This window comes from Brevundimonas sp. S1H14 (assembly GCF_047716865.1).
In the GTDB taxonomy this organism is placed as follows: Bacteria; Pseudomonadota; Alphaproteobacteria; order Caulobacterales; family Caulobacteraceae; genus Brevundimonas; species Brevundimonas naejangsanensis.
Genome location: NZ_CP136679.1, coordinates 1,342,786 through 1,357,570 on the forward strand (window position 1 = coordinate 1,342,786; position 14,785 = coordinate 1,357,570).

The window sequence follows — 14,785 nt, forward strand, 5'->3', positions numbered from 1 at the left end:
GGTCGCCAAGTCCTCCCCACCCGGTCTCCGCTTCGCGTCGACCACCCTCCCCATGAAGGGGAGGGAGAGGCGCGCCGCGCCTTGGTTTCTACCGCCGGCGCGGGCTGAGGATGTCGCCCAGCCGATCCGGCGTGCCGGGAATGCGCTCCAGGCGCGGGTAGCGCAGGCCGTCGTGGTAGTCGAAGTCGACCGTGCGGTAGCGGTCGCCGTTCTTAAGCAGCAGACGGATCGGGGCGTCGGTTCCCTTGGCGGCGGTGACGGCGTCGCGCAGCTTCTCGGCCGAGGCGGCCACGTCGTTGACGGCGACCAGTTCCCAGCCCGGCCCGATGTCGGCCTCGAAGGCTCGGCCGCCCCAGCGGATTCCAGTCAGCTTATTCGAGGACGACAGGGTGAAGCCCAGGGAATACTGGAAGTCGTTGGCCCAGCCCGATTGGACGCGCTTTTCGTCGGCGGTCAGGCTGTCGGTGTAGGTCAGGCGGTAGCCGCCGCGCGTCAGACCGTCGAGCGGCGCCTTGGCGTCCGGCCCGCTGGCGTCCAGACGGGTGCGCAGGAATGTCGCCCAATCGTGAGGGTGGACCGCGTTCAGCGCCGTCACAACATCGTCGAACGTATAGCCGCGCGGCGCCCATGAGCCGTCGTCGCCGCCGAAGAAGCCCTTGGCGAAGTCGTCCAGCGATGTCTTCCCGCCGGTCGCCTCGCGGATCAGGGTGTCGGCGTCCAGCCAGATCAGCAGGGCCTCGCGGTAGTAGTCGCCGGTGCCGCGCATCCACGAGGAATAGGGATTGCCGGTGCGGTAGCCGAGCAGGTTGTGGTTGTTGACGTCCTGCAGCGGGCGCCATTCGCGGCCCGGCTGGTTGTCGTAGAAGGCGGCGACCTCGGCAAAGCTGGTCAGGATGTCGGCCTTGGAGGCCAGGCCTGAGCGCGCCGTCAGCACGTCGCCCCAATATTCCGTCTGCCCCTCATAGACCCACAGCAGGGTGTTCTGCGTCGGAATGTTGTGGTTGGCGGTCAGTTCGTCAGCCGGGCGCTGGCGCTTGCCGTTCCAGGCGTGAGTGAACTCGTGCGGCAGCAGGCCGACAGCGCCCATACTCTTGCCCCAGTTGGTGAAGAAGTCGGCCGGGACCGAATTCTCGGACGAGCGGTGATGCTCCAGGCCGATGCCGCCCAGCTTTGACGTCGCCGCCAGCAGGAAGTCGTACCGGTCATAGGGACGGGCGCCGAACAGACGGTCGGTCTGGGCGACCAGATTTTCGAACCAGCTCAGTTGCTCGGCCGTGGGGGCGAGATCCTTGGCCGTATCGGCCATGATGTTCAGGTGGACGGCGCCTTCGCCGTTCCCCCGGCGCGGGTCGATGGCGATGCGCTGGAAGTGGGCGCCGCCGAACAGGGGGCTGTCGATCAGGGTGTAGAGGTCGGTCGGCGCAAAGGTCGCCAGACCGTCGACGAAGCTCTCGGTGTCGAGGGCGACGCCGTATTTCCAGCCCTGCGGCAGGCGGATCGACGGGGCGAAGGTGATGCCCGTCGAGCGATAGCCCGCCGGATAGAGCAGGGCCTTTTCCCACTGCAGGTTGACCATCTCGGGGGTCATGACCACGCGCCAGGTCGAGTTGTCGGGCTGGGTCAGCCACTGGAAGTCGACGGTGATCTCGCTGACGCCCTGAGGCACCTCGATGTGGAAGGCGTAGGGGTCGATGGTGTCGCGCAGCCAGTCGATGCGCCCAGAGCCATCTGAGCCGCCGCCCTGGACCTTCACGCCCGACACCAGCTGGATCGGGCCGGTCGGAGCGTGGTTGCCCGGCAGGAATTTCGGATAAAGCAGGATCAGAGGACCGGGCGTGACCGGAATGGTCTGGCGCACGCGGACGATCTTCTTCTCGACGTCGGTGGCGTCGACCTCATAGCGGATGACGCCGGGATAGGCCTCGGCCGTCGGCGCCGGGATCGGCGGCAGGGCGCGGGGCAGGGCCAGCGGCGTGTTCTGGGGCGTCGGCGCGGTCGGCGCCTGCGGGCCGGTCCAGTCCTGGGCGAGGGCGGCGGGCGCAGCGGAGGACAGCAGCAGGGCGAGGGCGGCGGCGGGCAGGCGGTGTGTCAGGGTCATGTTGAAGCTGTAGCGGCGTTTCCGCCGCAGCGCGACCTTCTCCCTCCCCTTCATGGGGAGGGTGGCTGAGGCCGTCAGGCCGAGGCCGGGTGGGGAGGGCTTGGCGATGCAGGACGCCGGTGCTTGATCAGCCTTGCCGCCCCCACCCGGTCTTCGCTTCGCTCCGACCACCCTCCCCATGAAGGGGAGGGAGAGGCGCGGCGCTTGGCCGTTACCGCCGCTTCGGCGACAGGATGTCGCCCAATCGGTCGGGCGTGCCCTCGATCCGCTCCAGGTGCGGGTAGCGCAGGCCGTCATGGTAGTCGAAGCGCACCGTCTTGAAGACGTCGCCGTTCTTGAGGATCAGTTCGATCGGCTCGGCCGATCCCTTGGCGGCGGTGACGGCCTCCTTCAGCACGTCGGCCGAGGCCGCGCGGCCGCCGACGGCGACGACTTCCCAGCCCGAGGTCAGACCTTGCTCGAACGCGGGGCCGCCCCACAGGACGGAGGTGATCTTGTTCGACCCGTTCATCATGAAGCCGAGCGAATAGGTGAAGTCGTTGCGGCCCAGCTCTTTATACAGGGCGCCCATGTAGCCGGACGGCTCTTCCTTGAAGACCAGGCGGTAGCCGCCGCGTTCGATGCCGTCGAGCGGGCCGCGCGAGCCGGGGCCGACCGCGTCCAGCCGTTCGCGCAGGAAGGCGGCCCAGTCGTTGGCCTGCACTCCGTTCAGGGCCGAGGTCACGTCAGCGAAGGTGTAGGGGGCCGGATCCCAGTTCCCGTCCTCGACGCCGAAGAAGGCCTTGGCGAAGTCGTCCAGCGACTTCTTGCCGCCGGTCCGCTCGCGGATCAGGGTGTCGGCGTCCAGCCAGATCAGCGAGCCCTCGCGGTAATAGTCCTCGCTGCGCTGATAGCTGCTCCACGGCTGTGGGCGGCGCTGGCTGATGATGGGGTCGTTGGTGGTGTCCTGCATGGCGCGCCACTGGCGGCCGGGGATGTTCTGGAAGCTGGCGGCGGTCATAGCCAGCACGTCCAGCGCCTGCTGCTTGCTCATCAGCCCCGCGCGGGCGGTCAGGACTAAGCCCCAGTACTGCGTCTGGCCCTCATAGACCCACATCAGGGAGTTCTGCAGCGGCTCGTTCAGATTGGGCGTCAGTTGATCCGCCGGGCGGCGCCATTTGCCGTTCCAGCTGTGGGTGTATTCGTGGCCCAGCAGGTCGCGGTCGGCCAGGGTCGCTTCGCGGTCGGTGAAATACTTCACATCGGCGCTGTTCTCGGACGAGCGGTGATGCTCCAGCCCTATGCCCCCCAGCTTGTCGGTCACGGCCAGCAGGAAGTCGTAGTGGTCATAGTGGCGCGCGCCGAACAGGCGGTCGGCCTGGCGGACCAGATTGCGGTGCAGCTGGATATGCTCGTCCGAGGCTTCCAGCATCTTGGCGGTGTCAGCGATGACGTTCAGCCGCACCGGCGAGCGGCCGCCTGGATCAAGGTCGAACTGGCGATAATGGGCGCCCGCGAAGACCGGGCTGTCGGCCAGATGCTCCAGCGTGATGGGGGCGAAGGTCGCGACGCCGTTCTCAAAACTGACGGTGTCCAGCCCCGTGCCGTAGTTCCAGCCCTGCGGTAGTTTCAGCGTCGGCTGGAAGGTGATCTGGCGCGAATAATAGCCCGCTGGATAGAGCAGGGTCTTGTCCCACTGGACGTTGGCCATTTCGGGGGTGACGGTGACGCGGCCCTGGCCGCCCTCGATCGGCGTCAGCCATTGGAAGGCGGCCTCGACCTCGGTCACACCGGCGGGAACTTCGATCTGATAGGCCCAGGGCTGGACGGTGTTGCGCACCCATTCCAGTCGCCGGCCGTTGGCGGTGAAGGTCAGGCCGCCGACGTTGGCGACTGGGCCGACCGGACCGTGATGGCCGGGAATCCACTGGGGATAGAAGAGGATCAGAGGGCCGGGGCCGCTGACGGGGATAGTCTGACGCACCTGGATCAGGCGGCGGTCGATGTCGGTGGCGTCGACATCCAGCTTGATGACGCCGGGATAGGCTTCGTCCCTGGCCGCCGGGATCGGCGCCAGGGCCACGGGCAGGGCGGGCGTCCCGACCTGGGCCAGAACGGGCGCGCCCGTAGCCAACAGGAGGACCGAGGCGCTGGTGGCCAGGAGGAAAGGTTTCATGACGGCTATCTCAGGACGGCCGCCCCCAACGCGGCCTCAACAAGGAGGCGCAGACGACAATGTGTCGCAGGCGTCGTCAAGACGGATGACGATTCCGTGTCGATGCTTTCCATCCCGCTCATCCCGGCGGACGCCGGGACCCAGTGAGAGCGCCACACTGGGACTTATCCCCTCGGCGAGGCGCCGGAAGCCAAAGTACTGGGTCCCGGCGTCCGCCGGGATGAGCGGGGATTAGAGTTAGCTCCCAAATTCTATGCCGAGCGGCGCGTCAGCCCTGCGGATTCACTTCGAGCAGTTCGACCGTGAAGCGCAGCGCCGAGTTGGCGGGGATTTCTGTCCCCATCCAGCGCGAGCCGTAGGCCAGGTCGGCGGGGATGACGAACTCATAAGTCTCGCCCTCGCGCATCAGGGCGACGCCCTCGGTCCAGCCCTTGATGACCCGGTTCAGGGGGAAGGTCGCGGGCTCGTTGCGCGAATAGGAGCTGTCGAACTCGCGCCCGTCGATGAAGGTGCCGCGATAATGGACCTTGACCGTGTCGGTCGCGGACGGCTGGGCGCCGTTCGGATTGGCCTTGCTGACAAGGCGATATTGCAGGCCCGACGGGGTCGAGGTCCAGCCGCGACGCTGGCTGTTCCACATCAGATAGGCGGCCTGGCCGACCTCCCAATTCTCCTGGGTCGCGGGGCCGACCGCCTCTCGCAGGCCGGGATAGCCGACATCCGACGTCGAGGCGCAGGCCGCCAACGACAGGGCGGCGAGGAGGGGTAGGGCGATGTGCTTCATAACGCAAGGCTTATCACGCTGATCGAAACTGTCACCTGCTCGCGTGTGGGGGCCTTTATTTCGCCGAAGAAGGGCGTATATATGCGCGTCCCGCAGATTCCATGAATCCCGCGCGAAAGCGCCGAGGCCCGGTTTGTCGCCCTCCGACCGGTGCGAAGGCGTCGCCCCTCCCCAAGGGGGCGGATACATCCAGGCGTCCTGATCTGCGTGCGGATCGAGGGTGGACGTCGAGAGACATTTAACGGTCACGGATCGCCGGTCGGCGCGCCGTGGCTGCTGCATTGAGAGCGGGCCTCGCAAGGGGCCGCGATTGGGAAAACAGAATGGCCAAGTCCACCGACGGTCTCGCCTTGGGTAAGATCGCTGCCGCCACGTCGTTTACCGGCAAGAAGCGCATTCGCTACAGCTTCGGGCGCATCCCCGAAGCCGTGCAGATGCCGAACCTGATCGAGGTTCAGCGCGCTTCCTATGAGCAGTTCCTGCAGCGCGAGTCGCGTCCGGGTCTGCGCAACGACGAGGGCATCGAGGCGGTCTTCAAGTCGGTGTTCCCGATCAAGGATTTCAACGAGCGCGCCGTCCTGGAATACGTCTCCTACGAGTTCGAGGACCCGAAGTACGACGTTGAGGAGTGCATCCAGCGCGACATGACCTATGCCGCGCCGCTGAAGGTCAAGCTGCGCCTGATCGTGTTCGAGACCGAGGAAGAAACGGGCGCCCGTTCGGTCAAGGACATCAAGGAGCAGGACGTCTACATGGGCGACATCCCGCTCATGACGGACAAGGGCACCTTCATCGTCAACGGCACCGAGCGCGTGATCGTCTCGCAGATGCACCGCTCGCCGGGCGTCTTCTTCGACCACGACAAGGGCAAGACCCACTCGTCGGGCAAGCTGCTGTTCGCCGCCCGCGTGATCCCCTATCGCGGCTCGTGGCTGGACTTCGAGTTCGACGCCAAGGACATCGTCTACGTCCGCATCGACCGTCGCCGTAAGCTGCCGGCCTCGACCTTCCTCTATGCCCTGGGCATGGACGGGGAAGAGATTCTCAAGACCTTCTACGAGACGGTTCCGTACGAGAAGCGCGGCGAAGGCTGGGTCACGCCCTACAAGCCGGAACGCTGGCGCGGCGTGAAGCCGGAGTTCGATCTGGTCGACGCCGACACCGGCGAAGTGGTCGCTCCGGCCGGTCAGAAGATCAGCGCCCGCGCCGCCAAGAAGCTGGCTGACGGCGGCCTGAAGTCGCTGTCGCTGGCGGCTGACGCCCTGCTGACCAAGTATCTGGCCTCCGACGCCGTCAACTTCGAGACCGGCGAAATCTACGCCGAGGCGGGCGACGAGCTGGACGCCGCGGCGATCGAGCTGCTGGAAGCCAACGGCTTCACCACCATCGACGTGCTGGACATCGACCACGTCACGGTCGGCGCCTACATGCGCAACACCCTGCGCGTGGACAAGAACACGGGCCGCGAGGACGCCCTGTTCGACGTCTATCGCGTCATGCGCCCGGGCGAGCCGCCGACGCCGGAAGCGGCCGAGGCCATGTTCAACTCCCTGTTCTTCGACGCCGAGCGCTACGACCTGTCGGCCGTGGGCCGCGTGAAGATGAACATGCGTCTGGAAACCCCCGAGGTTTCGGACGAAATCCGCGTCCTGCAGAAGGACGATGTGCTGAAGGTGCTGCAGATCCTGGTCGGTCTGAAGGACGGCCGCGGCGAGATCGACGACATCGACAACCTGGGCAACCGCCGGGTCCGTTCGGTGGGCGAGCTGCTGGAAAACCAGTACCGCGTCGGCCTGCTGCGCATGGAGCGCGCCATCAAGGAGCGCATGTCCTCTGTCGATATCGACACGGTCATGCCGCACGACCTGATCAACGCCAAGCCGGCCGCCGCTGCGGTTCGCGAGTTCTTCGGTTCGTCGCAGCTGTCGCAGTTCATGGACCAGACCAACCCGCTGTCGGAAATCACCCACAAGCGTCGCCTGTCGGCGCTTGGCCCGGGCGGTCTGACGCGCGAGCGCGCGGGCTTTGAAGTCCGCGACGTGCACCCGACGCACTATGGCCGCATCTGCCCGATTGAAACGCCGGAAGGCCCGAACATCGGTCTGATCAACTCCTTGGCCACCCACGCCCGCGTGAACAAGTACGGCTTCATCGAAAGCCCGTACCGTCGCGTGGTCGAAGGCAAGGCGACGGACGAGGTGGTCTACATCTCGGCCATGGAAGAGGCGAAGCACGTCATCGCCCAGGCCAACATCGACCTGAAGGACGGCGAGATCGTCGAGGAGCTGGTGCCGGGCCGTATCAACGGCGACTCCCAGCTGCTGACCAAGGCCGACGTGGACATGATGGACGTGTCGCCGAAGCAGGTCGTTTCGGTCGCCGCCGCCCTGATCCCCTTCCTGGAAAACGACGACGCCAACCGCGCGCTGATGGGCGCCAACATGCAGCGTCAGGCTGTGCCGCTGGTGAAGTCGGACGCGCCGCTGGTTGGCACCGGCATGGAAGCCGTGGTGGCCGTGGACTCCGGCGCTGTCGTGGTCGCCCGTCGTGAGGGCGTGGTCGAGCAGATCGACGGCACCCGTATCGTCGTGCGCGCCACGGGCGACGTGGAAGCCGGCCGCTCGGGCGTTGACATCTATCGGCTGTCGAAGTTCCAGCGTTCGAACCAGTCGACCTGCATCAACCAGCGCCCGATCGTGCGCGTGGGCGATGCGGTGAAGGCGGGCGACGTCATCGCCGACGGCCCGTCGACGGACCTGGGCGAACTGGCTCTGGGCCGCAACGCCCTGGTCGCCTTCATGCCCTGGAACGGCTACAACTTCGAAGACTCGATCCTGATCTCCGAACGGATCGTGCGTGACGACATCTTCACCTCGATCCACCTGGAAGAGTTCGAGGTCATGGCCCGCGACACCAAGCTGGGCCCGGAAGAGATCACCCGCGACATCCCGAACGTCGGCGAGGAAGCCCTGCGCAACCTTGACGAGGCGGGCATCGTGGCCATCGGCGCCGAAGTCCAGCCGGGCGACATCCTGGTCGGCAAGGTGACGCCGAAGGGCGAAAGCCCGATGACTCCGGAAGAGAAGCTGCTGCGCGCCATCTTCGGCGAGAAGGCTTCGGACGTGCGCGACACCTCGCTGCGTCTGCCGCCCGGCGTCGCCGGCACCATCGTCGACGTGCGCGTGTTCAACCGCCACGGCATCGACAAGGACGAGCGCGCGATGGCGATCGAGCGCGCCGAGATCGAGCGTCTGGGCAAGGACCGCGACGACGAGCTCAAGATCCTTGAGCGCAACGTCTACGGCCGCGTGAAGCCGCTGCTGCTCGGCAAGACCGCTGTGTCCGGCCCGAAGGGCATGGGCCGCGGGGAGGTCACCGAAGAGAAGCTGGCCGAAGTGTCCAAGGGCCTGTGGTGGCAGGTCGCCCTCGACGACGAGAAGGCGATGGGCGAGCTGGAAGCCATGAAGAAGCAGTTCGAGGACGCCCGTAAGGCCCTCGACCGTCGCTTCGAAGACAAGGTCGAGAAGCTGCAGCGCGGCGACGAGATGCCGCCTGGCGTCATGAAGATGGTCAAGGTCTTCGTGGCCGTGAAGCGCAAGCTGCAGCCGGGCGACAAGATGGCCGGCCGTCACGGGAACAAGGGCGTCATCTCCAAGATCCTGCCGATCGAGGACATGCCGTACCTGGAAGACGGCACCCACGTCGATGTGGTGCTGAACCCGCTGGGCGTGCCGTCGCGCATGAACATCGGTCAGATTTTCGAGACCCACCTGGGTTGGGCCGCCGCCGGTCTGGGCAAGCAGATCTCCGGTCTGCTGGAAGCCTGGCAGCACGGCGGTCAGAAGCAGGCTCTGATCGAGCGTCTGACCGAGGTTTATGGCGCCGACACCCCGCTGCCGGACGACGAGGAAGACCTGATCGAACTAGCGAAGAACCTGTCCAAGGGCGTGCCTTTCGCGACCCCGGTCTTCGACGGTGCGCGCATCTCGGACATCGAGGACCTGCTGGAATCGGCGGGCCTGGACCGTTCGGGCCAGTCGATCCTGTACGACGGTCAGACCGGCGAGCAGTTCAAGCGTCCGGTCACGGTCGGCTACATCTACATGCTGAAGCTGCACCACCTGGTCGACGACAAGATCCACGCCCGCTCGATCGGCCCGTACTCGCTCGTCACCCAGCAGCCGCTGGGCGGTAAGGCGCAGTTCGGCGGTCAGCGCTTCGGGGAGATGGAGGTCTGGGCTCTGGAAGCCTACGGCGCCGCCTACACCCTGCAGGAAATGCTGACGGTGAAGTCGGACGACGTGGCCGGCCGGACCAAGGTCTACGAGGCCATCGTCCGTGGCGACGACAGCTTCGAGGCCGGCATCCCCGAGTCGTTCAACGTGCTCGTGAAGGAAATGCGCTCGCTGGGCCTGAACGTGGAGCTGGAAAACAGCTGATCGGATCAAGCGCCCTTCCTCGCCTCGGCGGGGAAGGGCGGTCCGCCTGTTCTCCTCTCTGAATGATTTTCGCGGGGCATTCCCGCAGAAGGAAAAAAGATGAACCAGGAAGTCCTGAACATCTTCAACCCGGTCCCGGTCACCCCGACCTTCGACCAGATCAAGATCGCCCTGGCCTCGCCGGAGAAGATCCGTTCGTGGTCGTTCGGCGAGATCAAGAAGCCGGAAACCATCAACTACCGCACGTTCAAGCCCGAGCGTGACGGCCTGTTCTGCGCCCGTATCTTTGGCCCGACCAAGGACTACGAATGCCTGTGCGGCAAGTACAAGCGCATGAAGTACAAGGGCATCATCTGCGAGAAGTGCGGCGTTGAGGTCACCCTGGCCCGCGTCCGCCGCGAGCGCATGGGCCACATCGACCTGGCAGCCCCGGTCGCCCACATCTGGTTCCTGAAGTCGCTGCCGAGCCGCATCTCGCTGATGCTGGACATGGCGCTGAAGGACGTCGAGCGCGTCCTGTACTTCGAGAACTACATCGTCACCGAGCCGGGCCTGACCCCGCTGAAGCAGAACCAGCTGCTGACGGAAGACGAATTCTATCACTATCAGGAAGAGTTCGGCGACGACGGCTTCACCGCTGAGATCGGCGCCGAGGCGGTCCGCAACCTGCTGATGGCGATCGACCTGAACGCCGAGGCCGAGAAGCACCGCGCCGAACTGGCCGACAACCCGTCGGAGCTGAAGGCCAAGAAGGCGTCCAAGCGCCTGAAGCTGCTGGAGGCCTTCATCGAGTCGGGCAACAAGCCCGAGTGGATGATCCTGACCATCGTCCCGGTCATCCCGCCGGAACTGCGTCCGCTGGTGCCGCTGGACGGCGGCCGCTTCGCCACCTCGGACCTGAACGACCTGTATCGCCGGGTCATCAACCGGAACAACCGCCTGAAGCGCCTGATCGAACTGCGCGCGCCGGACATCATTATCCGCAACGAAAAGCGGATGCTGCAGGAGTCGGTCGACGCCCTGTTCGATAACGGTCGTCGCGGCCGCGTGATCACGGGCGCCAACAAGCGTCCGCTGAAGTCGCTGGCCGACATGCTGAAGGGCAAGCAGGGTCGCTTCCGTCAGAACCTGCTGGGCAAGCGCGTCGACTACTCGGGCCGTTCGGTCATCACCGTGGGCCCCGAGCTGAAGCTGCACGAGTGCGGCCTGCCCAAGAAGATGGCGCTGGAGCTCTTCAAGCCGTTCATCTACGCGCGTCTGGACGCCAAGGGCCTGTCGGGCACCGTCAAGCAGTCCAAGCGTATGGTCGAGCGTGAACAGCCCGCCGTCTGGGACATCCTGGACGAGGTCATCCGCGAGCACCCGGTTCTGCTGAACCGCGCCCCGACGCTGCACCGTCTGGGCATCCAGGCGTTCGAGCCCAAACTGATCGAGGGCAAGGCCATCCGCCTGCACCCGCTGGTCTGTACGGCGTTCAACGCTGACTTCGACGGCGACCAGATGGCCGTGCACGTCCCGTTGAGCCTTGAGGCCCAGCTGGAAGCGCGCGTGCTGATGATGTCGACAAACAACATCCTGTCGCCCGCCAACGGCAAGCCGATCATCGTGCCGTCGCAGGACATCGTGCTCGGCCTGTACTACCTGTCGCTGGTCAAGGAAAAGCAGCCCGGCGAAGGCAAGCTGTTCGCCAACATGGGCGAAATCGACGCGGCGCTGGACGCCCGTGTCGTGACCCTGCACACCAAGATCAAGGCGCGCTGGACCGAGATGAACTCGGAAGGCGAAGTCGTGACCAAGGTGATCGACACCACGCCGGGCCGGATGAAGCTGGGCGCCCTGCTGCCGCTGAACCCGAACATCGGGTACAACCTTCTGGACAAGAACCTGACCAAGAAGGAGATCGGCAACCTGATCGATCAGGTCTACCGTCACTGCGGTCAGAAGGCGACGGTCATCTTCGCCGACCAGATGATGCAGATGGGCTTCCGCGAGGCGGCCAAGGCCGGCATCTCGGTGGGCAAGGACGACATCGTCATCCCGGCCAAGAAGGAACAGCTGGTCAACGAGACCCGCACCCAGGTCGAGGAGTACGAGCAACAGTACGCCGACGGCCTGATCACCAAGGGCGAGAAGTACAACAAGGTCGTCGACGCCTGGGCCAAGGCCACGGACAAGATCGCCGATGAGATGATGGGCGAAATCGCCCAGCCGCGCGTGCTGATCAAGGGTCAGGAGCCGGACATCAACTCGGTCTTCATGATGGCCAACTCGGGCGCTCGTGGCTCGCAGGCCCAGATGAAGCAGCTGGGCGGGATGCGCGGCCTGATGGCCAAGCCTTCGGGCGAGATCATCGAGACGCCGATCATCTCGAACTTCAAGGAAGGTCTGACCGTCCTTGAATACTTCAACTCCACCCACGGCGCCCGTAAGGGTCTGGCCGACACCGCCCTGAAGACCGCCAACTCGGGTTATCTGACCCGTCGTCTGGTGGACGTGGCGCAGGACTCCATCGTCACCGAGGAAGACTGCGGCTCGACGCGCGGCATCACCCTGCGCGCCGTGGTCGAAGGCGGCGACGTGCTCGTTTCGCTGGGCCAGCGCGTGCTGGGCCGTTACGCGGCCGAAGACATCAAGGAGCCGGGCGGCGAAGTCCTGTTCCCTGCCGACACCTATCTGCAGGAAGAGGAAGTCGAGCTGATCGACAAGGTGGGCGTCCAGTCCATCAAGGTCCGTTCGGCCCTGACCTGTGAAGCCGAAACCGGCATCTGCGCGACCTGCTACGGTCGTGACCTGGCGCGCGGCACCAACGTCAACATCGGCGAAGCGGTGGGCGTCATCGCCGCCCAGTCGATCGGCGAGCCGGGCACCCAGCTGACGATGCGGACCTTCCACATCGGCGGTACGGCTCAGGTGGCGGAGACCTCCTTCTTCGAGGCGACCAACGCCGGCGTCATCAAGGTCGTCGGACCGACCGTTATCGCCGCACACGGCGACCCGGTGTCCATGAGCCGCAACGTGGTGGTCACGGTGACCGTCGACGGCAAGGACCGCGAATCCTACAAGGTGCCTTACGGCGCGCGCCTGCGCGTCAAGGACGGCGCCGAGGTGACCAAGAACCAGCGTCTGGCCGAGTGGGACCCCTACACCACCCCGATCCTGACGGAAGTCGGCGGCGTGGTGCGTTTCGAGGACCTGGTCGACGGCCTGTCCGTCAAGGAAGAGACCGACGAGGCCACGGGCATCGCCCAGCGCGTCGTCTCCGACTGGCGCGCCAGCCCGCGCGGCGCGGACCTGCGTCCGGCCATGGGCGTCACCCAGGGCGACAGCTACGCCAAGCTGTCGAGCGGTTCTGACGCGCGTTACCTGCTGCCCGTCGGCGCCATCCTGTCGGTGGCCAATGGCGACGAGACCAAGCCGGGCGACATCATCGCCCGTATCCCGACCGAGGGCGCCAAGACCCGCGACATCACCGGCGGTCTGCCGCGTGTTGCCGAGCTGTTCGAAGCCCGTCGTCCTAAGGACTGCGCGGTCATCGCCGAGATGGACGGTCGCGTCGAATTCGGTCGCGACTACAAGAACAAGCGCCGCATCAAGATCACCCCGGAGCCGGATGCCGACGGCAACCAGGGCGAAGCGGTCGAGTTCCTGATCCCGAAGGGCAAGCATATCTCCGTCCACGACGGCGATCTGATCCAGAAGGGCGACTACATCATCGACGGCAACCCGGATCCGCACGACCTGCTGCGCATCCAGGGCGTCGAAGCGCTGGCCGAGTATCTGGTGAACGAAGTGCAGGAGGTCTACCGACTGCAGGGCGTGCCGATTAACGACAAGCACATCGAGGTGATCGTTCGCCAGATGCTGCAGAAGGTCGAAGTCATCGACTCCGCCGAGACGACGCTCATCAAGGGCGACCACGTCGATAAGGTCGAAGTCGATATCGAGAACGCCAAGGTCGAGAAGCGCGGCGGCCGTATCGCCACCGTGCAGCCGGTCCTGCTGGGCATCACCAAGGCGTCGCTGCAGACCCGCAGCTTCATCTCGGCGGCGTCGTTCCAGGAAACCACCCGCGTCCTCACCGAGGCTTCGGTCCACGGCAAGAAGGACACGCTGGAAGGCCTGAAGGAAAACGTCATCGTTGGTCGCCTGATCCCGGCCGGCACCGGCGCCTACCTGCGCAGCCTGCAGAAGATCGCCAACGAGCGCGACGCTGTGCTGACCCAGGCCCGCGAAGAGGCGGTCGAACCGCTTCCCGCGGATCTGGCCCTGGAGCTGGAGCAGTCGGCCGACTGATCCGGGTTCAGACCTGAAAGACTGAGGAGGGCGGCGCCGAAAGGCGCCGCTCTTTTTTGTTGGCCTGCCGCGCTCTGCGCTGCTTGAGGCCGTTGGGCGTGGGCGTGGGCGAGCTGAGGAGGGGTGCGCCGAAAGCCTACTGCGGCCGCATGGGCTCGCGCGGTCCGGCGGCGCCGGGCGTCATCGGGCGGCCGGAGGCAGGGGCGCCGTCACGGCGGGTCTGGACGTTGCGGCTGGAGTCCATCTGCATCGAGGAATCCAGATGGGCGCCCGCGCAGCCCGTGCCGAAGTTGGAGCCGGGGCAGTCCTGCGGCGCCAGAACGCCGACGCCCCCGCTGAGAGGGCGACGTTTGGCCTCATAGCGTTGCAGCTCGCGCGCGCCTTCGCGAGCAAAGCGCGTGTCGCGATCAGGATTTCCGCTGCCGGTGATGGGGCGCCGCGCCGCCGCTTCGGCCGCGCGCTCGTTGAAGCGCTCGTCGCAGATCACCCGTTCAGCGCGGGTCAGCAGTTCCGGCGAGCGGCAGCCGACCGGAGAGGTGCGCAGGGCGCGCGCGGTGGCGGCGGCCTGGCTTTCCGGCGTTACCTGCCAGGGATCGGCGGCCTGTTCGGCGGGCGGCGCGGGCGTGCCCTCCGGGGCCTCGCGGGCCAGGCGCGGGGCCAGCGGGGCAGGGCGTTCCACGGAGGGAAGAGCGGGCGCTGGCTGGCGGCTGACCGGACCTGCGGGGCGGACCTGCGGAGCGGGAGCTGAGGCGACCGTAGGAAGGCGAGGCCGCTCATGGGGCAGAAGAGGGCGCGGCTCTATATCCAGATAGACGACGGCAGGGGCGGTCTGATTCAGATTCGGCGCCGGTCTGACGGTATGGAAGGCGAGGGGGGCCAGCAGCAGGCCGTGGATCACTACGGACGCGCCGATCGTCACCGCGCGTTGTCGGCCGGACTGGCGGCCCAGGCTCAATCTGTCCAGAACCGCGACGGTCATGCGACCTCCCCATCCCTCAAGGAGAACATGGCTTTGC

Annotated in this window: 6 protein-coding genes; 2 read left to right on the top strand and 4 right to left on the bottom strand. The window is 66.1% G+C overall.

Features of this window, described 5'->3' with window-relative positions:
• Positions 1-88 precede the first annotated feature (88 nt).
• From RSD66_RS06630 to RSD66_RS06640, 3 genes are all read right to left on the bottom strand, one after another.
• Positions 89-2,098, bottom strand: a complete 2,010-nt coding sequence (locus tag RSD66_RS06630; protein ID WP_415289406.1) for a M61 family metallopeptidase — start codon at positions 2,096-2,098, stop codon at positions 89-91.
• A 211-nt stretch (positions 2,099-2,309) separates the two neighbouring features.
• Positions 2,310-4,253, bottom strand: a complete 1,944-nt coding sequence (locus RSD66_RS06635; RefSeq protein WP_415289407.1) for a M61 family metallopeptidase — start codon at positions 4,251-4,253, stop codon at positions 2,310-2,312.
• 268 nt (positions 4,254-4,521) lie between these two features.
• The gene (locus tag RSD66_RS06640; protein ID WP_415289408.1) at positions 4,522-5,037 is read right to left on the bottom strand and encodes an FKBP-type peptidyl-prolyl cis-trans isomerase; all 516 of its coding nucleotides are present in this window, start codon (positions 5,035-5,037) and stop codon (positions 4,522-4,524) included.
• Between the two features lie 323 nt (positions 5,038-5,360).
• Between RSD66_RS06640 and rpoB the strand changes: the two genes are divergently transcribed.
• The gene (gene rpoB, locus RSD66_RS06645) at positions 5,361-9,476 is read left to right on the top strand and encodes a DNA-directed RNA polymerase subunit beta (RefSeq protein ID WP_024355275.1); all 4,116 of its coding nucleotides are present in this window, start codon (positions 5,361-5,363) and stop codon (positions 9,474-9,476) included.
• Positions 9,477-9,575: 99 nt separating this feature from the next.
• The gene (gene rpoC / locus RSD66_RS06650) at positions 9,576-13,769 is read left to right on the top strand and encodes a DNA-directed RNA polymerase subunit beta' (RefSeq protein ID WP_346525535.1); all 4,194 of its coding nucleotides are present in this window, start codon (positions 9,576-9,578) and stop codon (positions 13,767-13,769) included.
• 136 nt (positions 13,770-13,905) lie between these two features.
• On the opposite strand, the gene RSD66_RS06655 is transcribed toward rpoC, so the two are convergent.
• Complete coding sequence (locus RSD66_RS06655; protein ID WP_415289409.1) at positions 13,906-14,748, bottom strand: hypothetical protein; 843 nt, start codon at positions 14,746-14,748, stop codon at positions 13,906-13,908.
• Between the last annotated feature and the right edge of the window lie 37 nt (positions 14,749-14,785).